24 protein-coding genes are annotated in these 22,246 nt (G+C 66.7%); 23 read left to right on the forward strand and 1 reads right to left on the reverse strand.

Going from position 1 to position 22,246, the window contains the following annotated elements:
• Positions 1-133: 133 nt before the first annotated feature.
• From ACVRRC_RS00255 to ACVRRC_RS00365, 23 genes are all read left to right on the forward strand, one after another.
• Positions 134-1,924: an SLC13 family permease gene (locus ACVRRC_RS00255; protein ID WP_013981665.1), complete on the forward strand. Its 1,791-nt coding sequence runs from the start codon at positions 134-136 to the stop codon at positions 1,922-1,924.
• A gap of 92 nt (positions 1,925-2,016) precedes the next feature.
• Complete coding sequence (locus ACVRRC_RS00260) at positions 2,017-3,294, forward strand: bifunctional O-acetylhomoserine aminocarboxypropyltransferase/cysteine synthase (RefSeq protein ID WP_079328128.1); 1,278 nt, start codon at positions 2,017-2,019, stop codon at positions 3,292-3,294.
• 68 nt (positions 3,295-3,362) lie between these two features.
• Positions 3,363-3,800 (forward strand): thioredoxin TrxC, encoded by a 438-nt coding sequence (gene trxC, locus ACVRRC_RS00265; protein ID WP_472996483.1) that lies wholly within the window; start codon positions 3,363-3,365, stop codon positions 3,798-3,800.
• 196 nt (positions 3,801-3,996) lie between these two features.
• Positions 3,997-4,722 (forward strand): beta-ketoacyl synthase chain length factor, encoded by a 726-nt coding sequence (locus ACVRRC_RS00270; protein WP_427756428.1) that lies wholly within the window; start codon positions 3,997-3,999, stop codon positions 4,720-4,722.
• Positions 4,698-5,504 (forward strand): lysophospholipid acyltransferase family protein, encoded by an 807-nt coding sequence (locus ACVRRC_RS00275; protein WP_472996484.1) that lies wholly within the window; start codon positions 4,698-4,700, stop codon positions 5,502-5,504. The genes ACVRRC_RS00270 and ACVRRC_RS00275 overlap by 25 nt, the downstream gene beginning before the upstream one ends.
• Entirely contained in the window at positions 5,485-5,748 is a 264-nt protein-coding gene (locus ACVRRC_RS00280) for a phosphopantetheine-binding protein (protein WP_048328508.1), read from the forward strand. The genes ACVRRC_RS00275 and ACVRRC_RS00280 overlap by 20 nt, the downstream gene beginning before the upstream one ends.
• 12 nt (positions 5,749-5,760) lie before the next feature.
• Positions 5,761-6,018: an acyl carrier protein gene (locus ACVRRC_RS00285; protein WP_019405658.1), complete on the forward strand. Its 258-nt coding sequence runs from the start codon at positions 5,761-5,763 to the stop codon at positions 6,016-6,018.
• 49 nt (positions 6,019-6,067) lie between these two features.
• A complete protein-coding gene (locus ACVRRC_RS00290; RefSeq protein WP_243363819.1) occupies positions 6,068-6,643 on the forward strand; it encodes a COG4648 family protein in 576 nt (191 codons plus the stop codon).
• Positions 6,640-8,316: an ApeI family dehydratase gene (locus tag ACVRRC_RS00295; RefSeq protein ID WP_472996485.1), complete on the forward strand. Its 1,677-nt coding sequence runs from the start codon at positions 6,640-6,642 to the stop codon at positions 8,314-8,316. Before ACVRRC_RS00290 ends, ACVRRC_RS00295 begins: the two co-directional genes overlap by 4 nt.
• Positions 8,313-9,128, forward strand: a complete 816-nt coding sequence (locus ACVRRC_RS00300; protein WP_472996486.1) for a glycosyltransferase family 2 protein — start codon at positions 8,313-8,315, stop codon at positions 9,126-9,128. The genes ACVRRC_RS00295 and ACVRRC_RS00300 overlap by 4 nt, the downstream gene beginning before the upstream one ends.
• Positions 9,125-10,069: an LpxL/LpxP family acyltransferase gene (locus ACVRRC_RS00305; RefSeq protein ID WP_472996487.1), complete on the forward strand. Its 945-nt coding sequence runs from the start codon at positions 9,125-9,127 to the stop codon at positions 10,067-10,069. The genes ACVRRC_RS00300 and ACVRRC_RS00305 overlap by 4 nt, the downstream gene beginning before the upstream one ends.
• Positions 10,062-11,594, forward strand: a complete 1,533-nt coding sequence (locus tag ACVRRC_RS00310) for an HAL/PAL/TAL family ammonia-lyase (RefSeq protein ID WP_472996488.1) — start codon at positions 10,062-10,064, stop codon at positions 11,592-11,594. The genes ACVRRC_RS00305 and ACVRRC_RS00310 overlap by 8 nt, the downstream gene beginning before the upstream one ends.
• Entirely contained in the window at positions 11,587-12,012 is a 426-nt protein-coding gene (locus ACVRRC_RS00315) for an acyl-CoA thioesterase (protein ID WP_015278361.1), read from the forward strand. The genes ACVRRC_RS00310 and ACVRRC_RS00315 overlap by 8 nt, the downstream gene beginning before the upstream one ends.
• Positions 12,009-12,620 carry an outer membrane lipoprotein carrier protein LolA gene (locus ACVRRC_RS00320; protein ID WP_472996489.1) on the forward strand — a complete coding sequence of 204 codons (612 nt, stop codon included), beginning with the start codon at positions 12,009-12,011 and terminating at the stop codon, positions 12,618-12,620. Before ACVRRC_RS00315 ends, ACVRRC_RS00320 begins: the two co-directional genes overlap by 4 nt.
• The gene (locus ACVRRC_RS00325) at positions 12,610-14,958 is read left to right on the forward strand and encodes an MMPL family transporter (protein WP_472996490.1); all 2,349 of its coding nucleotides are present in this window, start codon (positions 12,610-12,612) and stop codon (positions 14,956-14,958) included. Before ACVRRC_RS00320 ends, ACVRRC_RS00325 begins: the two co-directional genes overlap by 11 nt.
• Positions 14,945-16,195 carry an NAD(P)/FAD-dependent oxidoreductase gene (locus tag ACVRRC_RS00330; RefSeq protein WP_019405667.1) on the forward strand — a complete coding sequence of 417 codons (1,251 nt, stop codon included), beginning with the start codon at positions 14,945-14,947 and terminating at the stop codon, positions 16,193-16,195. Before ACVRRC_RS00325 ends, ACVRRC_RS00330 begins: the two co-directional genes overlap by 14 nt.
• Positions 16,196-16,205: 10 nt before the next feature.
• Positions 16,206-16,712, forward strand: coding sequence for a DUF3261 domain-containing protein (locus tag ACVRRC_RS00335; RefSeq protein WP_423565952.1), 507 nt, complete (start codon positions 16,206-16,208; stop codon positions 16,710-16,712).
• A complete protein-coding gene (locus ACVRRC_RS00340) occupies positions 16,709-17,902 on the forward strand; it encodes a beta-ketoacyl-[acyl-carrier-protein] synthase family protein (protein ID WP_068506891.1) in 1,194 nt (397 codons plus the stop codon). The genes ACVRRC_RS00335 and ACVRRC_RS00340 overlap by 4 nt, the downstream gene beginning before the upstream one ends.
• Positions 17,899-18,351 carry a hotdog family protein gene (locus tag ACVRRC_RS00345; protein WP_019405670.1) on the forward strand — a complete coding sequence of 151 codons (453 nt, stop codon included), beginning with the start codon at positions 17,899-17,901 and terminating at the stop codon, positions 18,349-18,351. Before ACVRRC_RS00340 ends, ACVRRC_RS00345 begins: the two co-directional genes overlap by 4 nt.
• Positions 18,348-19,076, forward strand: a complete 729-nt coding sequence (gene fabG / locus ACVRRC_RS00350) for a 3-oxoacyl-ACP reductase FabG (RefSeq protein ID WP_472996491.1) — start codon at positions 18,348-18,350, stop codon at positions 19,074-19,076. Before ACVRRC_RS00345 ends, fabG begins: the two co-directional genes overlap by 4 nt.
• A complete protein-coding gene (locus tag ACVRRC_RS00355) occupies positions 19,076-20,308 on the forward strand; it encodes a beta-ketoacyl-ACP synthase (protein WP_019405672.1) in 1,233 nt (410 codons plus the stop codon). Before fabG ends, ACVRRC_RS00355 begins: the two co-directional genes overlap by 1 nt.
• Positions 20,309-20,338: 30 nt before the next feature.
• On the forward strand, positions 20,339-20,779 hold the full coding sequence (locus ACVRRC_RS00360; RefSeq protein WP_045159379.1) for a hypothetical protein: 441 nt from the start codon (positions 20,339-20,341) through the stop codon (positions 20,777-20,779).
• Between the two features lie 117 nt (positions 20,780-20,896).
• Positions 20,897-21,187 carry a hypothetical protein gene (locus ACVRRC_RS00365; RefSeq protein ID WP_013981662.1) on the forward strand — a complete coding sequence of 97 codons (291 nt, stop codon included), beginning with the start codon at positions 20,897-20,899 and terminating at the stop codon, positions 21,185-21,187.
• 8 nt (positions 21,188-21,195) lie between these two features.
• Here ACVRRC_RS00365 and ACVRRC_RS00370 read toward each other — a convergent pair whose 3' ends face one another.
• Positions 21,196-22,095, reverse strand: a complete 900-nt coding sequence (locus ACVRRC_RS00370; RefSeq protein ID WP_017244300.1) for a LysR family transcriptional regulator — start codon at positions 22,093-22,095, stop codon at positions 21,196-21,198.
• Positions 22,096-22,246 lie beyond the last annotated feature (151 nt).

Genomic DNA, 22,246 nt, shown 5'->3' on the forward strand with positions numbered 1-22,246 from the left:
ACTGCCACCGCCTGCTAATAACCAGATCGCATATAAACAGCAGGAAAGGTTTCTGGACTCTCTAAGCTGACCTCTCTATCGTGCGCGCGGGGCCGCTGTTCGGCTCTTCTTCGTCGCCACCTTAAGGATGTCCATGTTTCCCGAATCGCTGCCGCTGTTGTTCGTCTGCGCCTTGCTGATCTGGGTATTGGTGGCGTTCATCAGGGAGAGCTGGAGCCCGGATATCGTCGTCGCAATCGCGGTGGCGGTGTTGCTGGCCACCCAGCTGCTGACACCGGGCGAGGTGCTCGGCGTGCTGTCCAACTCGGCGCCAGTGACGATCGCCTGCATGTTCATCATCTCCGCGGCGCTGGAGCGCACCGGCTGTATCGATGCCCTGGGCACCTGGCTCGGCGACCTGGTTGGCACCAGCCCTACCCGCGTACTGTTCGGCCTGACGATCACCGCGCTGGTGATTTCCGCCTGCCTGAACAACACGCCGGTGGTCGCAATCCTCACGCCGGTGGCGATTTCGCTAGCCAAGCGCGCCGGCACCACGCCGTCGAAGCTGCTGATTCCGTTGTCCTACGCGACCATTCTCGGCGGCACGCTAACCATGATCGGCACGTCCACCAACATCCTCGTCGATGGCGTGGCGCGCAAGGCCGGCCTGGCGCCGTTCGGCATGTTCGAGATCACTGCGGCCGGCCTGATCATGGCAGCTGCCGGCATGATCTACCTGCTGACGGTCGGCAGGCATCTGCTACCGGAGCGCGACACCCTGTCCAAACTGCTCGGCCCGCGCCTGGATCGCAATTTCATGACCGAACTGCGCGTGCCGCTCAACTCCCCGGTGATCGGCAAGACCATCGCCGAGGCCAACCTGAACGGCGGCAGCGGCCTGCAGGTGCTGCAGGTGAACCGCGACAGCCAGCTGTTCAGCCGCCCGGAGCACGACTTCGTCCTCAGCGCCGGCGACCTGCTGATGATCCACGGGCAGGTCAAGGATGTGGTGGAGCTGCGCGAGAGCGGCCACCTGACCTTCAACCGCGGCGATGCCTTCGAGACCATCAGCAGCGAAGACGTGATTCTCGCCGAAGCCATTGTCGGCCGCGGGTCGCGCTACAGCCACCGGCCGATGCGCGACCTCGACCTGTCCGCCCGCTATGGCATCAGCGTGCTTGCGGTGCACCGCCAGGATGAGAACATTCAGGGCAACTTCGATGATTTCCAGCTGCAGTTCGGCGACGTCATGCTGGTCGAAGGCACGCCGGCGCAGATCAAGCGTTTCGCCGACAACGGCGAGCTGATCAGCCTCAACGCCGTACAGGAACGCGCGTTCCGCCGTGACAAGGCGCCGATCGCCATCATCGCCACGCTGGCAGTGATGGGGCTCGCCGCCTTCGGCGTAATGCCGATCGAAGGCCTGGCGATCATCGGCGCCGCCACGGTGCTGGCCACGCGCTGCCTCGATGTCGAGGACGCCTACAAGGCCGTGGACTGGAAGATCCTCAGCCTGATCTTCGGCATGCTGGCCATCAGCATCGCCATGGACAAGGTAGGTCTGGTACAGCTGATCGTACAGAACGTGACCACCGTGACGCCCTGGGCCGGGCCGTTGTTCATGCTGTCGTTCATCTACCTGCTGACCTCGTTGCTCACCGAGATGCTGTCCAACAACGCCGTGGCGGTGCTGATCACCCCCATCGCCATCGGCCTGGCGCAGCACCTGGGCGTCGACCCGCGCGCCTTCGTGGTGGCGGTGATGTTCGCAGCAAGCGCCAGCTTCGCCACACCGATCGGCTACCAGACCAATACCTTCGTCTACAACGCCGGGGGCTATCGCTTCGCCGACTTTCTCAAGATCGGCATCCCGCTGAACCTGCTGCTCTGGCTGGTCGGAACGCTGGTGATCCCGCTGTTCTGGCCACTCACGCCGATTTGACGGCAAGGCTTGCGCTGGATCATTGACCGGTCAGGTGTTCAGTTTCATGCTCTCGGGCCTTTGCCATGACGAACAAGAAAAAGGAGCGCGCCATGAAACTGGAAACCCTCGCCATCCACGCTGGCTACAGCCCAGACCCCACCACCAGGGCGGTGGCGGTGCCGATCTACCAGACCACCTCCTACGCCTTCGATGACACCCAGCACGGCGCCGACCTGTTCGACCTGAAGGTGCCGGGCAACATCTACACGCGCATCATGAATCCCACCACCGACGTGCTCGAACAGCGCGTCGCAGCGCTTGAAGGCGGCGTGGCTGCACTGGCCGTAGCCTCGGGCATGGCGGCGATTACCTACGCCATCCAGACCATCGCCGAAGTGGGCGACAACATCGTCTCGGTGGCCAAACTCTATGGCGGCACCTACAACCTGTTCGCCCACACCCTGCCGCGCCAGGGCATCGAGGTGCGTTTCGCCGCCCACGATGACATCGCAGCCCTGGAAGCGCTGATCGACGATCGCACCAAGGCGGTGTTCTGCGAATCCATCGGCAACCCGGCGGGCAATGTCATCGATCTCGCCGCCCTGGCCGAAGCCGCGCACCGCCACGGTGTGCCGCTGATCGTCGACAACACAGTCGCCACGCCGATGCTCTGCCGGCCGTTCGAGCATGGCGCCGACATCGTCGTGCATTCACTGACCAAGTACATGGGTGGCCACGGCACCAGCATCGGCGGCATCGTCGTCGACTCCGGCAGATTTCCATGGGCACAGCACAAGGAGCGCTTCGCCCTGCTGAACACGCCGGATGTGTCCTACCACGGCGTCACCTACACCGAGGCCTTCGGCCCGGCCGCCTTCATCGGTCGCTGCCGCGTGGTGCCGCTGCGCAACATGGGCGCAGCGATTTCCCCGTTCAACTCGTTTCTGATCCTGCAGGGGCTGGAAACCCTGGCGCTGCGCATGGAGCGTCATTGCGAGAATGCGCTGAAGGTCGCCGAGTTCCTCCAGGCCCATCCGCAGGTAGCCTGGGTCAAGTACGCCGGCCTGCCGGATCATCCCGAACACGAACTGGCACGCCGCTACATGGGTGGTACGCCGGCCTCGATCCTCTGCTTCGGCATCGAAGGCGGCATGGAGGCCGGCGCACGGTTCATCGATGCACTCAAGCTTGTGGTGCGCCTGGTCAACATCGGCGACGCCAAGTCCCTGGCCTGCCATCCGGCGAGTACCACGCACCGCCAGCTGAATGCCGAGGAGCTGGCCCGCGCCGGTGTGTCGCAGGATCTGATCCGGCTGTCCATCGGCATCGAGCATATCGACGACATCCTTGCCGACCTGGCCCAGGCGCTGAGCGCATCCAGGGGCTGAAAGCGCCCGCGGCTTGATATCCGCCGGCGAGGCTCCACATTATCGGCATACCGCCGTGGAGCCTCGCCATGACCGATTCGTTGATCGTTCCCTGCGCACAGTGCGCCAGCCTCAACCGCATCCCTGCCGCGCGTGTACATGACGCGCCACGCTGCGGGCGCTGCAAGTCCGAGGCACTACCGGACCAACCGTTCGAGCTGCAACAGAGCCAATTCGCCAACCAGATCAAGGGCGACCTGCCGCTACTGGTGGATGTCTGGGCGAGCTGGTGTGGCCCCTGCCGCAGCTTCGCCCCGACCTTCGCCCAGGCCGCCCGCCTGCTGCAGGGCCGCTGCCGCCTGGCCAAGCTCGACAGCGAAGCCAATGCCCAGCTGTCGACACAGCTCGGTATCCGCTCCATTCCCAGCCTGATCCTGTTCCGTGACGGTCGCGAAGTGGCACGACAGAGCGGTGCCATGCCACTGCCGCAACTGCTCGCCTGGCTGGCACAGCAGGGCGTGCGGTAAGGGGGCAACTCCCGCGCGACAACCATGGCAACGCGGAGTTCCGCGGACATTTGCGACCTCCTATCAGGATCTGTATCGCAATGTTTGCCTAGCGCTGATGGCACTTGGATAATGCCCGCACTTTTCGAGCGGCACTTCCAATGCAAGCATTACACGGACGTCTGTGCGCTGGCCTCGCCACGAGAGCCGCGCAAGCATGAGCGCAATACGCTTCGACATCGAGCAGTGGCAGGCTTGGGCGCCGGGCCGCGCCTGCCGCACAGACTGGGCGCGCTGGGCGCAGGCCAACGACTGGCTGGAAGATCCGGACGCGCAACCAGACGTGTCCTTTCTCCCGGCCATGCAACGTCGTCGCTTGAGCCGGCTGGCGCGCATGGTCTTCGCCGTCGCGGCGCCCCTGGTCGAAGATCAGCCGCCGATGCCACTGGTCTATGCCTCGCGTCACGGTGAAACCACACGCAATTTCGCCCTGCTCAGCGATCTCGCCGGACAGCAGCCGCTATCGCCCACCCAGTTCAGCCTGTCGGTCCACAATGCGATCATCGGTCTCTGGTCGATCTTTCAAGGCGACACCAGCGAAATGACGGCCCTCGCCGCCGAAGGTGACGGGCTCGAGCACGCGGTGCTGGAAGCCATGCTTCTGTTGAACGACGGCGCGCCGGCCGTGCTGCTGGTGATTGCCGAAGAAACGCCACCAGACGCCTACCGGCCGTGGATCGATGATGTCCAGACTCCCTACGCGCTGGCGCTGCGACTGACCGCTGGCGACGCCTGGCAGCTGCAGCTGCAGCCGGCCGGCGAGCCCGCCCTGCAGACATCTACGCCACATGCACTGGAGCTGATTCGGGCGCTGCTCGATGGCCGGAGCCGATTCACACATCACTGGAAAACGCGCAGATGGAACTGGCAGCGGACACGCTGAAGCGCCCCAACGCGCCGTGGCTGTGGCGCCTGATCGCCACCGGGCTGTCGTTTGCCCTGTTCGGCATCGGCGGCCTGTGCCTGCGGCTGATCATATTCCCGCTGCTTTCGCTGCTTCCGGGGGATGCCGCTACCCATCGTCGCCGTGCGCGGCAGACGGTAAGCAAGCTATTCTGGCTGTTCGTGCAGTACATGTACCGCAGCGGCGTGCTGACCTATGAGGTCGAAGGCGCCGAGCGGCTGGGGCGTCCCGGCCAGCTGATCATCGCCAATCATCCTTCGCTGATCGACGTGGTGGTGCTGATCGCGCTGATCCGCGACACCAACTGCGTGGTCAAGCAGAGTCTGTGGGACAACCCCTTCACCCGCGGCCCGATTCGCGCCGCGCAGTACATCAGCAACAACGGCAGCGCCGAGATGCTCGACGAAGCCGCCGAATCCCTGCAGCAGGGTCAGACGCTGATCATTTTTCCCGAGGGCACCCGCACCACCCCCGGCCAACCCCCGCAGTTCCATCGCGGAGCGGCGGCCATCGCGCTGCGAGGCGCGCGGCTGGTGACGCCGGTGGTGATCAGCGTGACACCGACCACCCTGACCAAGGCCGAACCCTGGTACCGCATCCCCTCGCGGCGCTTTCACTTTCATCTGCGTGTGGGCGACGACATCGACCCGCAGGCATTCGCCGCCTTGGGCGCCGCGCCGATCGCCTCGCGCCGCCTTAACGACCATCTGCACCGACACTTCATAAAGGAGCTCGCACTCGATGAGCCAACTGACGCTTGAAATCAAGCAACTGATCATCGACGCCCTGGGTCTGGAAGACCTCGGCCCGGACGACATCGCTGCCGACCAGCCCTTATTCGGCGAAGGCCTTGGCCTCGACTCGGTGGATGCCCTGGAACTCGGCCTGGCGATTCAGAAGCGCTTCGGTATCAAGATCGACGCCGACGCCAAAGACACCCGCAAGCATTTCGCCAGCGTCGACAGCCTGGCAGCTTTCGTCAGCGCCAGCCGCGCCATCGCCTGAGGAGCATCTGCCGTGAACAGCCGTAACGAGATTTTCCAGACCCTGCGCGACGCCCTGGTGGAACTGTTCGAACTCGAACCCGAGCGCATCACCCTCGAGGCCAACCTCTATCAGGACCTGGAGATCGACAGCATCGACGCCGTCGACCTGATCGACCATATCAAGCGCCAGACCGGCAAGAAGATTGCCGCCGAGGAGTTCAAGGCCGTGCGCACCGTCGGTGACGTGGTGGAGGCGGTCTATCGCCTGACCAGCACGGAGACAGCCTGACCGGCATCGCGCCAGCCCCGCAGCACAACCACGGTTTTTCGGACTCCTGATGCTTCCACGCTCATCCACCATCCCGCCCGGCCTGGCCCGCATGGCCGGCCTCGCCCTGCTGCTCGCCGGGCTGGCCTATCCGTTCGCCGTCTACTTCGGTATCGAGCACCTCTCGCCGCGGGTATTCGCCGCGCTACTCGGGGCGCTCTGGCTTGCCCGCCTGCTGAGCAGCGAGCGCGCCGCCAGCCGCGCGACGGCTGTTGTCGCGTTGCTGTTCTGCCTTGCCCTGGCGTTGCTCGACGACGATGTCCTGCTGCGCTGGTATCCGGTGCTGATCAACGCCGCCATGCTCGCGCTGTTCGCCGGTAGCCTGTTCGTCGGCATGCCGGTGATCGAGCGTCTGGCCCGGCTACAGGAGCCGGATCTGGCGGAAGCCGGCGTGCGCTATACGCGGCAGGTGACCAAAGTCTGGGTGGGCTTCTTCGTCATCAACGGCACCATAGCCGCCGCCCTGACGCTCTGGGCGCCGCTGGCCTGGTGGACGCTGTACAACGGGCTGATCGCCTATCTGTTGATGGGCCTGCTGTTCGCCGGCGAGTGGCTGGTACGTCAGCGGGTCAGAGGCCGCACATGAGCTGGATCGCCCTGTGTGAACTGCTGACTTCCGGCGAATCGCGGCGGGTAACCGATGCCCCCGCGCTGTCGCTCGGCCAGGTGCAACAGCAGGCGTTGCAGCTGGCCGATGGGCTGCAGCGACGCAATGTGCGCAGCCTGGCCGTGCACCTGGAGGATGCCGCGCAGCTGGCGATCGCCCTGCTCGGTGCCTGGCGCGCCGGTGCGCGTGTGCTGCTGCCGGCGGACCTGCAGCCGGCGAACCGAGAGCGCCTGGACGCCCAGGCCGAGCTGTGGCTGACCGATCAGCCTGGTGATCACAGCCTGATGGATCTGCTGGGCGAACCCTTGAGTGCCGCCGAACTCGATCCGCAGCTGCTCGGCCTGACGCTCTGCACCTCGGGCTCCAGCGGCCAGCCCAAACTGATCGACAAGCGCCTGGCGCAGCTCGCCCGTGAGATCGAGACGCTGGAAGCGCTGTGGGGCGCCGACCTCGGAGCTGCCAGCGTGATCGGTAGCGTCGCCACGCAACACATCTATGGCCTGCTGTTCCGTGTGCTCTGGCCGCTGTGCGCCGGCCGCCCGATGCTGCGCCGCCCCCTGCCGTTCGCCGAGGACATGCAGCTCGCCAGCCGTGAACAACCGGCGTTCTGCTGGGTGGCCAGTCCCGCCCTGCTCAAGCGCATGGGCGACAACCTCGACTGGCCGGCGTTGCGCCAGGTGCGTCGGGTGTTCTCCTCTGGCGGGCCACTGCCGGCCGAGGCCGCACAACTGCTCCGGGAGCGCCTCGGCCAGTGGCCAACGGAGATCTATGGCAGCTCCGAAACCGGCGGCATCGCCTGGCGCCAGGGCGGCGAACTGTGGCAGCCGCTACCGGGCGTCGAGCTCGGCCAGGACGAGCAGGGCGCGCTGCGCGTGGCCTCGCCCTGGGTCGCCGGCGGGCACGTCGAACAGACCGCCGATGGTGCCGAGTTGCATGCCGATGGCCGTTTCGCCCTGCGTGGCCGGCTGGATCGCATCGTCAAGCTGGAAGAGAAGCGGATCTCGCTACCGATGCTGGAAAGCGCCCTGGCCGAGCACGCCTACGTCAGCGAGGCCCGCCTGGGCGTCATCCAGGACCAGCGGGCCTATCTCGGCGCGTTGGTGGCGCTGAGCGAGGCTGGCATATTCGCCCTGCGCAACCAGGGCCGGCGCGCCGTCACCCAGGCTCTGCGCCAGCATCTGAACGACCACTGCGAAGCATTGGCCCTGCCGCGACGCTGGCGACTGCTGCATCAGCTACCGGGCAATGCCCAGGGCAAACTGCCCCAGGCCGAACTCGACGCTCTGCTGCTGGCGCCGCGCCCGCGCGAACCGGAGCGTCTGCAGCAGCAGTGGCAGGACGATCACTGGCAGATCGAGCTGCGCGTGCCGCTGGACCTGGCGCACTTCAGCGGCCATTTCCCGCGTACGCCGGTCCTGCCTGGCGTCGTTCAGATCGAGTGGGCGATGAACCTCGCGCGCGAACTGATCGACGACCTGCCGCCACGTTTCGGTGGCATGGAAGTGCTCAAGTTCCAGCAGCTCGCTCGCCCGGGCGATCACCTGGAGCTGAGCCTGCGTTTCGATCATGCCCGCGGCAAGCTGTACTTCGCCTATCACAACGCCGGCAAGCCCTGCTCGTCCGGCCGCATCCTGCTGGGAGCTCGCCCATGACCACGCTGAATCCCTTGCCGCCCGTCGAGGAGCAGCCGATCGCCAGCGTGGCACCCGCCCTGGCCAACGAAGAGGATTGGTTCAAGCCCTGCGCGCTGATCCCGGTTTACAACCACGAGCGCAGCCTGCCGGCAGTGGTCGCCGCGCTGCGGGCGGCGGACCTGCCCTGCGTGCTGGTGGATGACGGTTCCTCCCCTGCCGCGGCAACGGTCATCGACCGACTGGCGGAGCAAGACGGCGTCTTCCTGTTCCGCCATTCGCGCAATCAGGGCAAGGGCGGTGCGGTAATCAGTGGCCTGCGCGAGGCGCGGCGACTGGGCTTCAGCCATGCGCTGCAGGTCGACGCCGACGGCCAGCACGACCTGTCCGGTGTCGAGCTGTTCCTCGACCGCGCCAGCCAGGCGCCGGACGCGGTGATCTGCGGCTATCCGCGATACGACGCCAGCGTGCCCAAGGGGCGCCTGTATGCCCGCTACCTGACCCATGTCTGGGTCTGGATCAACACCCTGTCGCTGGCGATCCGCGACTCCATGTGCGGCTTCCGTGTCTACCCGCTGGAGCCGACGTTGGCGTTGCTCGACCGCGTGCGCCTGGGCCGGCGCATGGATTTCGATACCGAGATTCTTGTGCGCCTGCACTGGCAGCAGCAGCCGATGGTCTGGCTACCGACGCGGGTGCATTACCCGGCCGATGGCGTCTCGCACTTCCGCCTCTGGCTGGACAATGCACTGATCTCCGCCATGCATGCCCGGCTGTTCTTCGGCATGCTGCTGCGCGCGCCAAAACTGCTTGCCCGGCGCCTGCAGCGATGAGCGAAGCCCCGATGCCCTCGCACTGGGCGGCGCAGCGCGAGCGCGGCAGTTTCGCGCTGATGCGCCTGACCGCCTGGGCGGTACGGGTACTTGGTAGGCGCACCATGGCGCCGCTGCTGTATCTGATCGTGCTGTATTTCTATCTGTTCGGCCGCAGCGCCCGTGACAGCGCGCGCCAGTATCAGGGCTACCTGGCGCGCTGGAGCGGTCACGCCGAACTGCAGCCGAGCACGCGCTCGGTCTATCGCCAGTTCATGAGTTTCGCCGAAGCGCTGCTGGACAAGCTGGATGTCTGGAGCGGGCGCGTCGGACGGGAACGCCTCGTGATCCACGACCCGGCCAACCTGCACGCCAGCCTCGCCGGGGCGCGCGGTCAGCTGCTGGTCGGCTCGCACCTGGGCAATCTGGAGATCTGCCGGGCGCTGGCGGAGATCGGCGGCGAAGTGCGGATGAACGTGCTGGTGCACACCCGTCACGCCGAGCAGTTCAATCGCCTGCTGGACCAGTCCGGCGCCGACAACCTGCGGCTGATCCAGGTCAGCGAACTGGACCCGGCGACCATGCTGCAGCTGTCCCAGCGTCTGGAGCGCGGCGAGTGGCTGGCCATCGCCGGTGATCGGGTGCCGCTGCATGGTGGGCGCACCGCCGTGGCGGACTTCCTCGGTCAGCCGGCAGCCTTTCCCCAGGGGCCCTGGCTGCTCGCCGGCCTGCTGGAATGCCCGGTGAATCTGCTGTTCTGTCTCAAGCAGGACGAGCGCTTCCATGTGCATCTCGAGCCCTTCGCCGAACGCATCCGCTGGCGCCGCGCCGAGCGCGACGCGGTGATCGCGCAGGCAGTGCAGCGCTACGCCGACCACCTCGCCACGCGTTGCCTGGAGGCGCCGCTGCAATGGTTCAACTTCTACCCCTTCTGGAACACACAGGACCCGCGTCGTGACTGAGCCCGTGATCTTTGGCGAACACCTTCTGCGCATCGAGGACGTGCTGGCCGTGGCGCAGCGCCGTGCGCCGGCACGGCTGCAGGCGGACGAGACCTTTCGCAGCCGCATCACCCGCGGCGCACAGTTTCTCGACACCCTGCTGGACCGCGAGGGCGTGATCTACGGCGTTACCACCGGCTATGGCGATTCCTGCGTGGTGGCGGTGCCGCTGCATCAGGTCGAGGCGTTGCCGCAGCACCTGTTCACCTTTCATGGCTGCGGGCTGGGCAAGTTGCTGGACGCCGAAGCCACCCGCGCCGTGCTCGCCGCGCGCCTGCGTTCGCTTACCCATGGGATGTCCGGTGTACGCATCGAGCTGCTGGAACGCATGCAGGCATTTCTCGAACACGATGTGCTGCCGCTGATTCCTGAGGAAGGCTCCGTCGGCGCCAGCGGCGACCTGACCCCACTGTCCTATGTCGCTGCCGCCCTCGCCGGCGAGCGCGAGGTGCTGTATCGCGGCGAGCGCCGCAGCGCCGCCGAAGTGCATCGCCAGCTCGGCTGGACGCCCTTGACCCTGCGCCCCAAGGAGGCGCTGGCGTTAATGAACGGCACCGCGGTGATGACCGGACTCGCCTGCCTGGCCTACGCCCGCGCCGACTACCTGCTGCAGCTGGCGACCCGCATCACCGCACTGAACGTAATCGCGCTGCAGGGCAACCCCGAGCACTTCGATGAGCGCCTGTTCGCCGCCAAGCCGCATCCTGGGCAGGTTCAGGTCGCCGCCTGGATTCGTCAGGACCTGGCCATCGATGCGCCCGCGGCGCCGCTGCATCGATTGCAGGACCGCTACTCCATCCGCTGCGCGCCCCATGTGCTCGGTGTGCTGGCCGACAGCCTGGGCCTGCTGCGCCAGTTCATCGAGACCGAACTGAACAGCGCCAACGACAACCCGATCATCGATGCCGACAACGAGCGCGTGCTGCACGGCGGGCATTTCTACGGCGGGCATATCGCCTTCGCCATGGACAGCCTGAAGAACCTGGTGGCCAACGTCGCCGATCTGCTCGACCGCCAGCTCGCCCTGCTGGTCGACACGCGCTACAACCACGGCCTGCCGAGCAACCTCTCCGGCGCGCCGGCCGCCACGGCGATGATCAACCACGGCTTCAAGGCGGTGCAGATCGGTGCCAGCGCCTGGACCGCCGAAGCGCTGAAGAACAGCATGCCGGCCAGCGTCTTCTCGCGCTCCACCGAATGCCACAACCAGGACAAGGTGAGCATGGGCACCATCGCCGCCCGCGACGCGCTGCGCAGCCTGGAGCTGAGCGAGCAGGTCGCCGCGGCCACGCTGCTCGCCGCCCAGCAGGGCGTCTGGCTGCGCCAGCGCCAGGAAGACGCGCGCCCGCTGCCCGCACCACTGGCGGCCATGCACAGCGAACTGGCGGCGACCTTCCCCCCGCTGATCGAAGACCGGGCGCTGGAAGGCGAACTGCGCCTGTGCCTCGAACAGATCCGCAACCGCCACTGGGGGCTTTATGCGTAAGGACGGCGTACTGCAGGCCGAGGTCGAGATGCTCGTGCCGTTCTTCGATGTCGACTCCATGGACGTGGTCTGGCACGGCCACTACGTCAAGTACTTCGAGGTTGCCCGCTGTGCGCTGCTCGAGCGTATCGGCCACAACTATCAGCAGATGCGCGATGCCGGCTATGCCTGGCCGATCATCGACGTGCAGCTGCGCTACATGCGCGGCGCGCGCTTCAACCAGCGCATCGTGGTGCGCGCCGACCTGGTGGAGTGGGAGAACCGCCTGAAGATCAACTACCTGATCCGCGATGCCGAAACCGGCGAGCGCATGACCCGCGGCAGCACCGTGCAGGTCGCCGTGGAGATTGCCAGCCGCGAGATGCTGCTGGCCTCGCCACGAGTGTTCGTCGACGCGGTGGAACGCGCGCTGGCATGACGCCGCTCTTCAAGAAATGGCTGGCCGCCGCCGTCCTGCTGCTGGCCACCACCATCGCCATGGCGCAGCCCTTCGACCTGCCACAGCTCGCCGAACAACTGAGCGGGCTGGCCGTGGTACGTGGCGACTTCATTCAGGACAAGCACCTGAGAGCCTTGCCGCAGCCGCTGACCAGTCACGGCCAGTTCACCCTGTCCCGCGACCACGGCCTGCTCTGGCTGCTGCAACAGCCGATCCGCCAGGACTATCGCATTACGCCTCAGGGGATCGCGCGGCGCGGCGAGCAGGGCTGGCAGGCGGTCGACCCGCAGGGCGGTTCGGCCCGACAGAACCAGCTGTTCCTCGCCGTGCTGAGCGGCGACACCCAGGCGTTGCAGCGCGACTTCGACCTGCAGCTGAAAGGCGACCCCTACGCGTGGCGGTTGCAACTGACGCCACGCGGCGCGCTGCTCAAGCAGATCTTCGCCGACATCGAGATCCAAGGCGGTGAGACGGTGACTCGAATCGAGCTGCACGAAACCCAGGGTGATCGCACGCTGATCCGTCTGCTCGACAGCCAGACCGACCTCGCCCTCACGGCCAGCGAGCAACGCGATCTTGCCGACTGAGAGCCTGCAGACCCGGCGCTGGCCGGCCGCGCTGTTCTGCCTGGCGCTGCTCGGCCTGCTGGCGCTGAATGCCTGGCAATGGCGCGACGGCCCGCCGCTGAGCGCCAACCTGCTGCAGCTCCTGCCCGACGCGAGTCACGGCGCGCTCGAAGGGCTGGCGACCGAGCGCATGCAGGAGCCGCTCAAGCGCGACCTGATGCTGCTGATCCGGCATGACGCCGAGCGTGAAACCTGGCGCCTGACTGAAAGCCTGGCAGCCGAACTGCGTGGCAGCGGCCTGTTCGCCCAGGTGCGCGAGCGGGTACAGCCCGACCTGCCGGCGGTCGCGCGCCAGCTGCGCGAGCAGTCCCTCGGATTGCTTGGCGATACCGAGCGCCAGCAGCTCATCGAACATCCCGCGCGGTTCGTCCAGCAGCGCATCGAGCGCCTCTACGACCCCTTTGCCGCCAGCCCGCTGCCGCTCGAACAGGACTGGTTCGGCATCGCCGGCCTGGCCCTGCAACGGTTGCCGCAGCCGGGCAGCCTTCGCACCGGCGGCGATGGCCGTCTGATTGCCGAGCACGCCGGCCAGCGCTGGGCCGTCGTGCACGCGCGCACGCAGGGCGATGCGTTCGATGAGCGCCTGCCGCAACAGGTAGCCGCACTCGTCGAGGCCGCCAGCAACGCTGTCGAAACCGCCGGCGGCGAACTGCTCGCTGCCGGCGGCGTGCTACATGCCGCCCATGGTCAGCGCTCGGCCCGCGCCGAGGCGAGCCTGATCGGCAGCCTGTCGCTGGGTGCCACTCTGCTACTGTTGCTCTGGCTGTTCCGCACGCCGCGCATCCTCCTCGCCGCCATGCCGGTGCTGGTCGGCGCGCTGTCGGGGTCGGCCGCCTGCGTCGCGCTGTTCGGCCAGATGCACGTACTGACCCTGGTGCTCGGCGCCAGCCTGATCGGCGTCAGCCTGGACTTCCCGCTGCACTACCTGTCCAAGAGCTGGACCCTGCAGCCCTGGCACGGCCGGCGCGCGCTGGGTCTGATCCTGCCGGGACTGGCGCTGGCCCTGTTAACCAACCTGATCGGCTATCTCGCACTGGCCTTCACGCCCTTCCCGGCACTGACCCAGGTGGCGGTCTTCTCTACAGCCGGACTGCTCGGCGCCTTCCTCTGCACCACCTGCCTGCTGCCGCTGCTGTTCAATGGTCGCCTGCAGCCCTGGCCACGCCCATTGGGTTGGGCGCAGCGCTGGCTGCAGGTGCGCCAGGCCCTGCTTGCACGCATCGGCTCGCCCTGGCTGCTGGCCGTGTTCGGACTGTTCTGCGTAAGCGGCGTGCTGCAGCTGTCATTCGAGGACGACCTGCGCCAGTGGGTCAGCCGCGCGCCGGTACTGCAGCAGCAAGCCGAGCGCATCGGTACGATCACCGGCTTCCTGCCCACCAGCCAGTACCTCCTCGTGCGCGCCGCCGATGCCGACGCGCTGCTCGAACGCCAGGCCGAGCTCAGCCGCCGCCTGTCCGACCTGCAGGCCGAGCAACGCCTGGGCGGGCACCTTGCCCTGAGCCAGCTGGTTGCACCGACTGCCGAACAGGACCGCCTGCGCGCCGCCCTGCCGCACCTGCTCGCAGCCAGTCAGCCGCTCGCCGCGCTGGGCGCCGCGACGAGCAACCTGCAGGCCGAGATCGAGCGCCTGCAGGCACAGCCACCGGTGACCATCGAGGCAGCGCTCGCAGGCCCGTTGGGCGAGCCCTGGCGCGCGCTCTGGCTCGGCGCGCAGAACGACGGCGTCGCCGGGCTGATCAGCCTGCAGGGCTTGCGCGACGGAGCCGCCCTGGAACTCATCGCTGAAGACGTGCCCGGCACGACACTGGTCGACCAGCCGGCCCGCCTCAACCAGCTGTTTGCCGCGACCAAGCTTCAAGCGGGCGAACTCAAGCTGCTCGCCAGCCTGCTGATCTTTGCCCTGCTCTGCTTTCCCTTCGGGCCTAGCGGCGCCCTGCGTTGCCTGGCCGTGCCGCTGCTGGCCGCCCTGGCGAGCCTGGCCAGTCTCGGCTGGCTCGGTCAGCCGCTGACGCTGTTTGGCCTGTTCGGCCTGCTGCTGGTCACGGCGATCGGCGTGGATTACGCCATTCTGATGCGCGAGCAGGTCGGCGGCGCCGCGGTCAGCCTGGTCGGCACCCTGCTGGCGGCCACCACCACCTGGCTGTCGTTCGGCCTGCTGGCGGTGTCAAGCACGCCGGCGGTAAGCAACTTCGGCCTCACCGTCAGCCTCGGCCTGGCATTCAGTTTTTTCCTGGCCCCCTGGGCCATCCATCAGCAAGACCCACCACCACAGGCAGGGAGGCCGTATGGCGCCGCTTGAGACGCAACACCGTGAAGTCGTGATCATCGGAGCCGGCCCGTCCGGCGCAATCGCTGGCGCGCTGCTCAAGCGCCAGGGCCACGACGTGCTGATCGTCGAACGCCAGCGCTTTCCGCGCTTCTCCATCGGCGAGAGTCTGCTGTCGCACTGCCTGGACTTCATCGAGGAAGCCGGGATGCTCGAGGCGGTGCGCGCGGCGGGGTTCCAGACCAAGCACGGCGCGGCCTTCGGCTGGGGCGAGCGCTACACGGAATTCGATTTCCGCGACAAGTTCACCGCTGGCCATGGCAGCACCTACCAGGTCCAGCGCGCCGACTTCGACAAGCTGCTGGCCGACCAGGCCGAGCTGCAGGGCGTGGAAATCCGCTACGAGGAAGAAGTCACCGCGGTGGATTTCACCGGCGCGCAGCCCTGGCTGCAGATTCGTCGGGCCGATGGCAGCGAATACCGCGTCGATGCCGCCTTCGTGCTCGATGCCAGCGGCTATGGCCGGGTACTGCCGCAGCTGCTGGATCTGGAAGCGCCGTCGGGCTTCCCGGTGCGCCGGGCGATCTTCACCCATATCGAGGACCGTATCGACGATCCACGCTTCGACCGCGAGAAGATCCTTATCACCACCCATCCCGAGCTGCGGGACGTCTGGTACTGGACCATCCCGTTCAGCAACGGCCGCTGTTCGCTGGGTGTGGTCGCCAGTGCCGAGCGCTACGAAGGCCGGCCGGTGAACCTCGATGCCTGCCTGCGCGAATTCGTCCAGGAGGCACCGAACCTCAGGCGCATTCTCGCGAATGCCGAATGGGACACCCCGGCGCGCCTGATCGGCGGCTACTCGGCCAACGTCAAGAGCCTGCACGGTCCGGGCTTCGCCCTGCTGGGCAACGCCGCCGAGTTCCTCGACCCGGTGTTTTCCTCCGGCGTGACCATCGCCATGCGCTCGGCACACATGGCCGCCGCCGTGCTGCATCGCCAGCTGAGCGGCGAACCGGTGGATTGGGAGCGCGAGTTCGCCGCGCCGCTCAAGCGCGGCGTCGATACCTTCCGGACCTACGTGGAGGGTTGGTACGATTGCAGCTTCCAGGACGTGATCTACTACGAACACGCCCAGCCGGAGATCCGCCGGATGATCAGCTCGATCCTCGCCGGCTATGCCTGGGACGAAAAGAACCCCTATGTCGCCGAACCCAAACGCCGCTTGCGCGTCCTGGCCGAACTCTGCTCGGCCGGTGCCGACGCGTGAGCGCGCGGCGATGAGGCGACTTCTGCTGGGCCTGTGTCTGGTCTTGCTGGCCGGTTGCGCGGCGCGCCTGCCGCTGCCTGCCAGCACACCCGCATTTCAGGTACCGCTGCAGCTGCATGTGCAACGCCAGGGCAGCGAGCCGGCCGACTGGTTGCTGGTGATCCAGCGCGAAGGGGCGTCGCTGCGCTGGTCGCTGCTCGACCCACTGGGCATTCCACTGGCGCGGCAGCAGTTGCGCAATGGTGCCTGGCAGGCTGATGGGCTGCTTCGACCCAATCCGGAGGCGCGCGAGCTGTTCGCCGCCCTGCTGTTCGCCCTGACCGACCGCGACCAGCTGGCCGCGCTGTATGGCGCCGCAGCCGAACAGCCAGGTGCTGGCGAGCGCCGGCTGCGCCAGGGCGACGACCTGCGCTGGCAGGTCCGCTATCGCGCGGCACAGAGCTTCGAACTCGACGTGGCGCCAGGGCTGACCTATCGTGTCGCCCCCCTGCCCGACTCGCCCGGAAGCCAACGATGACCGCCTACCTCGACGCCCTTGGCGTGATCTGCGCGCTCGGCAGTGGCAAGGCCGAGGTGGCCCGACGGCTGTTCGCCGGCGACACCTCCGGCATGCAGCCCCATACGCAGCCGGTGGCCGGTCGACGCTTACCGGTGGGCGCGGTCCGCTCAGCGTTGCCGGCAATGCCTGATGACGATCCACGCCATGCCACCCGCAACAACCAGCTGCTGCTGGCCGCTGCACTGGAGATCGAAGGCGATATTCGCCAGGCCATCGCCCGCCACGGCCGGCATCGCATCGGTGTGGTCCTGGGCACCAGCACCACAGGCATCCAGGAAGCCGGAGAAGGCATCGCCGGCTTGCTGCACAATGGCAGCTTTCCGCCGGGCTACCACTATGGGCATCAGGAACTGGCGGCGCCGGCGAGCTTTCTCGGCGAATGGCTGCAACTGGGCGGCCCCTGCTATGCCATCTCCACCGCCTGCACCTCCAGTGCCCGCGCCCTGCTCAGCGCCAAACGCCTGCTCGACGCCGGCATTTGCGATGCAGTGCTGTGCGGCGGTGTCGACAGCCTGAGCGACCTGACCCTGCAAGGCTTCACCGCGCTGGAAGCCACCAGCGAGTCGCTGTGCAATCCCTTCTCGCGCAACCGCAACGGCATCAACATCGGCGAGGCGGCGGCGCTGTTTCTGATGACCCGCGAGCCCGCTGATGGCGCCATCGCCCTGCTTGGCGGCGGCGCCAGTTCCGACGCCTACCATATATCCGCCCCCGAACCGGAAGGCCGCGGCGCGCTTGCCGCCATGCGCCAGGCGCTGGCCACTGCCGGCTGCACACCGGAAGAGGTCGATTACCTCAACCTGCACGGCACAGCCACCGCGCACAACGACGCCATGGAAAGCCAGGCCGTTTCCACGCTGTTTCCTCAGGGTGTCGCCTGTTCTTCGAGCAAGCCGTTGACCGGCCATACCCTCGGCGCCGCTGGCGCGCTGGAGGCGGCGTTCTGCTGGCTGGCGCTATCGCGCTTCAACGCCGACCAGCAGTTGCCACCGCATCGCTGGGACGGCCAGCCGGATCCGGAGCTGCCACCGCTGCGCCTGGTGACCGCCGAACTGCGAATGGGTAGAACCTCGCCGCGCCGAATGATGAGCAACTCCTTCGCCTTCGGTGGCAACAATATCAGCCTGATCCTGGGAGACGCGCCGTGATCGACTGGCCCCTCGCCGAACTGCTACCCCACGCTGGCGACATGATCCTGCTCGACGCTGTCGAGCGCTTCGATGAAGACAGCGTGGAGACACACCTGCAGGTACGCGCCGACGGCCTGCTCAGCGCCGCCGACGGCAGTCTGCCTGCCTGGGTCGGCGTCGAGATCATGGCGCAAAGCGTCGCGGCCTTCGCCGGCTGCCATGCGCGTCAGGCCGGTCAGCCGGTGGAGCTGGGCTTCCTGCTCGGCACCCGTAGCTACCAGTGCAATGTCGAAACCTTCCCGGTCGGCGCCCGGCTGCGCGTCCGTGCCACTCGTTCGCTGCAGGACGACAACGGCATGGGCGTGTTCGAATGTCATCTCGACGGCCCCGGCATCCATGCCGAGGCCCGTCTGAACGTGTTCCGCCCGCCCGAAGTGGCGAGTTACCTACAAGAGTCTGCCCCATGAGTGAAACCGTCCTCGTCACCGGCTCCAGCCGAGGCATTGGCCGCGCCATCGCGCTGCGCCTGGCCCGCGCCGGCCATGACATCGTGCTGCACTGCCGCTCGCGCCGCGACCAGGCCGAAGCGGTCCAGGCCGAGATACAGGCGATGGGTCGCAGCGCGCGCATCCTGCAGTTCGACATCGCCGACCGCGCCGCCTGCCGGCGCGAGCTGGAAGCCGATGTCGAAGCGCATGGCGCCTACTACGGTGTCGTCTGCAACGCCGGTTTGACTCGCGACGGCGCCTTCCCGGCCCTCAGCGACGACGACTGGGACCAGGTACTGCGTACCAACCTGGACGGTTTCTACAATGTGCTGCAGCCGCTGACCATGCCGATGATTCGCCGCCGCCAGCCGGGGCGCATCGTCTGCATCACCTCGGTATCCGGCCTGATCGGCAACCGCGGCCAGGTCAACTACAGCGCGTCCAAGGCTGGCGTCATCGGTGCGGCGAAGGCGTTGGCGGTGGAGCTGGGCAAGCGCAGGATCACCGTCAACTGCGTTGCCCCCGGACTGATCGATACCGAGATTCTCGATGCCGAACTGCCCATCGAAGAAATGCTGAAGATGGTTCCGGCACAGCGCATGGGCACCCCGGAAGAGGTCGCCGGTGCGGTGAATTTCCTGATGTCCGCCGAGGCGGCGTATATCACCCGGCAGGTGATCGCCGTCAACGGAGGGCTGTGCTGATGAACGGCAGACGCGTGGTGGTCACCGGCATGGCCGGCATCACCTCCCTGGGCAGCGACTGGACGAGCATCGAAGCCAATTTCAGTGCCAACCGCAGCGGCATCCGCCGCATGGCCGAGTGGGACCGCTTCACGGAGCTCAACACCCGCCTGGCCGGCCCGGTGGACGACTTCAGCGTGCCTCCGCACTGGACACGCAAGCAGCTGCGCAGCATGGGCCGCGTGTCACGACTGTCGGTGCTGGCCGCCGAACGCGCGCTCGCCGACGCCGGTCTTTTGGAAGACGCGTCGATCCGGGACGGCCGCATGGGTGTCGCCTGCGGTTCGTCCACCGGCAGCACCGAGGAGATCAAGGCGTTCGGCAACATGCTGCTGAACTCGGTGGCCGACGGGCTGAACGCCAACTCCTACATTCGCATGATGCCGCACACCACCGCGGCCAATATCAGCATCTTCTTCGGCCTCACCGGGCGGGTTATCCCCACCTCCAGCGCCTGCACCAGCGGCAGCCAGGGCATCGGTTACGCCTATGAGGCGATCAAGTTCGGCCGCCTGCCACTGATGCTGGCCGGCGGCGCCGAGGAGCTCTGCGCCACCGAGGCCATGGTCTTCGATGCGCTCTATGCCACCAGCCTGAAGAACGACGCACCGCATACTTCGCCGCGCCCCTACGACAGCGGCCGTGATGGCCTGGTGATTGGCGAAGGCGCCGGCATGCTGGTGCTCGAGGAACTGGAGCACGCACTGGCCCGCGGCGCGACGATTCACGCCGAGCTGGTCGGCTTCGGCAGCAACGCCGATGGCCAACATGCCACCAAGCCGGAACAGCTGACCATGCGCCGCGCCATGGAACTGGCCCTGGAAGATGCCGGGCTCGCACCGGCGGCCATCGGCTACGTGAATGGCCATGGCACTGCGACCGAACAGGGCGACATCGCCGAAACCCAGGCGACCCAGGCGCTGTTCGGCAGCGGCATGCCGATCAGCTCGCAGAAGTCCTTTCTCGGTCACACCCTGGGCGCGTGTGGCGCTCTGGAGTCCTGGTTCAGCATCGAGATGATGAACCGCGACCGCTATATCCACACGCTCAACCTGGACGAGGTCGACCCGCGCTGCGGCGATCTCGACTACCTGCGGGGTGCGCCGCGCACCATGCAGCACGAGTACGTGATGAATAACAATTTCGCCTTTGGCGGGATCAACACCTCGCTGATCTTCCGTCGCTGGGCCTGAGTTTCACCCACAACCGCAAGGAAAACGCCGATGAAAACAACCGCATGGATAGGCACAGCGCTGACCCTTCTGGTGCTGCCCGGCATCAGCCAGGCCCGTGACACCACTCACTACCTGCCCTTCGATGCCGTGGTTGCCGAAGCGACCCAGGCCGGTCGACTGGATGGCAGCGTCAAGTTCTACCTGGCCGGCAAGACGCCGGGTAATGCCACGGTCGTGCGCAGCGGCGTTACCACCAGCAAGAAGACCAATGCGTTCAACAAGACCGACGAAGGCGCCTGCAGCTGGGCGCTGCAATCGGCGCTGATCGCCATGCAGCAGGCCGCCAAGGCCGCCGGTGCCAATGCGGTGGTGAACATCGCCAGCAACTACAAGCATGTCGAATACAAGGACAGTCAGAAGTACGAGTGCCATGCTGGCGCCATCATGGCCGGCGTTGCCCTCAAGGGCGATCTGGCCAACGTCAAGTAAGCATCCCTGCCGATGCGCTGGCCAAGGCATCGGCTCTACCGCGACCGACCGTCTGCTGGAACGTTTGCCGTTGCCGTCGAGTCCACTGAACATCAGTGACCTCCACGGGAGCGCCTCATGTTCGGCAAGTCTTCGCACACCTTCGAAATCAACTACATCTACCAGAACGATCCGCGCGCCGAGACCTATGACGCCGACGTCGACAGCCTGTCCCAGGGCGAGGCGGCGCGGCACCTCATCCAGCTGCACAATGCCGACGCCGAGAACAGCCTGGTGATGCCGAAGGCCGATGCCGACGAGGCGCAGCTGCTGGAGCAGGCCGAAGTCATGGGCATCACCGACATCCGCGTGACCCGTGTGCACAAGCACGAGAAGGGCGATACACCCGGCCACTACAAGCAGCCCTGAGCGAACGCCTAGCGCTGCGCGGAGGCCTCGCGCGTTACCAGCTCCATGAAGGCCTGCGCCAACGGCGACTGCTCCTGCCGGCGTTTGACCAGCCAGACGGCGGTGGTCGCATCCTTGTCCTGCAGGGTGCGGAAGCGCACGCCGTCGATGCGGATGCGCTGGAACGACGCCGGCAACACCGACACTCCCAGCCCGGCGGCGACCAGGCCGATGATGGTCAGCGCCTCGTTCGCCTCCTGGGCAATGCGTGGATTGAAGCCCGCACGGCGCGCCAGGCTGAGCAACTGGTCGTACAGCCCCGTACCGTAGCTGCGCGGGAAGAACACGAAGGGCTCCTCGGCCAAATCAGCCAGTGTCAGCCCCTCGTCCCCGGCATCCGCCAGCCGGTGTCCCGCATGCATCAGCGCCACCAGCGGCTCACTGAACAGCTCGACGGTCTGCAGGCCCGCCGGCAACGCGAACGGGCGAATCATGCCGACTTGCAGCGTCTCGTCCTGCACGGCATCGACCACCTGCTTGCTGGTCATCTCCTGCAAATCCAGATGCACCGCAGGAAAGGTGCGGCGAAAGGCCAGAATCGCCCGCGGCAGGATCGAGGTGAACGGCGCCGATGAGGTGAACCCCACCTTGAGCTCGCCGATCTCGCCCTGTTCGGCGCGCCTGGCCACGTCTACCGACTTGTCGACCTGCGCGAGCGTGCGCCGCGTTTCCTCGAGAAACAGCCGGCCCGCGTCGGTCAACGCCACGCGCCGGTTGGTCCGATCGAACAGCCTTACGCCGAGTTCCTGTTCCAGCGCCTGGATCTGCTGGCTCAACGGCGGCTGTGAAATGCGCAGCTGTTCGGCGGCGCGACCGAAGTGCAGTTCCTCGGCGACCGCCACGAAGTAGCGAAGATGACGCAGCTCCATGAGGGGCTCCTTATGAGTCGCAAAACATATCATTCAGGTCGAATAATATATTGGATAGCTTAAACAAAGCTTCCTATCATTTCTCCCATAAACCCAAACAACAGCAATCGCGCCCGTCGATCGAAAAAGCGATCACAGGTGTAACGGGCCG

This window comes from Stutzerimonas sp. LR2, assembly GCF_055755175.1.

What these genes read in the sequence shown, in the direction of transcription:
- ACVRRC_RS00255 (WP_013981665.1), top strand. Translation starts at nt 134, where the DNA reads ATGTTTCCCGAATCGCTGCCGCTGTTGTTCGTCTGCGCCTTGCTGATC.
- ACVRRC_RS00260 (WP_079328128.1), top strand. Translation starts at nt 2,017, where the DNA reads ATGAAACTGGAAACCCTCGCCATCCACGCTGGCTACAGCCCAGACCCC.
- trxC (WP_472996483.1), top strand. Translation starts at nt 3,363, where the DNA reads ATGACCGATTCGTTGATCGTTCCCTGCGCACAGTGCGCCAGCCTCAAC.
- ACVRRC_RS00270 (WP_427756428.1), top strand. Translation starts at nt 3,997, where the DNA reads ATGAGCGCAATACGCTTCGACATCGAGCAGTGGCAGGCTTGGGCGCCG.
- ACVRRC_RS00275 (WP_472996484.1), top strand. Translation starts at nt 4,698, where the DNA reads ATGGAACTGGCAGCGGACACGCTGAAGCGCCCCAACGCGCCGTGGCTG.
- ACVRRC_RS00280 (WP_048328508.1), top strand. Translation starts at nt 5,485, where the DNA reads ATGAGCCAACTGACGCTTGAAATCAAGCAACTGATCATCGACGCCCTG.
- ACVRRC_RS00290 (WP_243363819.1), top strand. Translation starts at nt 6,068, where the DNA reads ATGCTTCCACGCTCATCCACCATCCCGCCCGGCCTGGCCCGCATGGCC.
- ACVRRC_RS00295 (WP_472996485.1), top strand. Translation starts at nt 6,640, where the DNA reads ATGAGCTGGATCGCCCTGTGTGAACTGCTGACTTCCGGCGAATCGCGG.
- ACVRRC_RS00300 (WP_472996486.1), top strand. Translation starts at nt 8,313, where the DNA reads ATGACCACGCTGAATCCCTTGCCGCCCGTCGAGGAGCAGCCGATCGCC.
- ACVRRC_RS00305 (WP_472996487.1), top strand. Translation starts at nt 9,125, where the DNA reads ATGAGCGAAGCCCCGATGCCCTCGCACTGGGCGGCGCAGCGCGAGCGC.
- ACVRRC_RS00315 (WP_015278361.1), top strand. Translation starts at nt 11,587, where the DNA reads ATGCGTAAGGACGGCGTACTGCAGGCCGAGGTCGAGATGCTCGTGCCG.
- ACVRRC_RS00320 (WP_472996489.1), top strand. Translation starts at nt 12,009, where the DNA reads ATGACGCCGCTCTTCAAGAAATGGCTGGCCGCCGCCGTCCTGCTGCTG.
- ACVRRC_RS00330 (WP_019405667.1), top strand. Translation starts at nt 14,945, where the DNA reads ATGGCGCCGCTTGAGACGCAACACCGTGAAGTCGTGATCATCGGAGCC.
- ACVRRC_RS00335 (WP_423565952.1), top strand. Translation starts at nt 16,206, where the DNA reads ATGAGGCGACTTCTGCTGGGCCTGTGTCTGGTCTTGCTGGCCGGTTGC.
- ACVRRC_RS00340 (WP_068506891.1), top strand. Translation starts at nt 16,709, where the DNA reads ATGACCGCCTACCTCGACGCCCTTGGCGTGATCTGCGCGCTCGGCAGT.
- fabG (WP_472996491.1), top strand. Translation starts at nt 18,348, where the DNA reads ATGAGTGAAACCGTCCTCGTCACCGGCTCCAGCCGAGGCATTGGCCGC.
- ACVRRC_RS00355 (WP_019405672.1), top strand. Translation starts at nt 19,076, where the DNA reads ATGAACGGCAGACGCGTGGTGGTCACCGGCATGGCCGGCATCACCTCC.
- ACVRRC_RS00360 (WP_045159379.1), top strand. Translation starts at nt 20,339, where the DNA reads ATGAAAACAACCGCATGGATAGGCACAGCGCTGACCCTTCTGGTGCTG.
- ACVRRC_RS00365 (WP_013981662.1), top strand. Translation starts at nt 20,897, where the DNA reads ATGTTCGGCAAGTCTTCGCACACCTTCGAAATCAACTACATCTACCAG.
- ACVRRC_RS00370 (WP_017244300.1), bottom strand. Translation starts at nt 22,095, where the DNA reads ATGGAGCTGCGTCATCTTCGCTACTTCGTGGCGGTCGCCGAGGAACTG.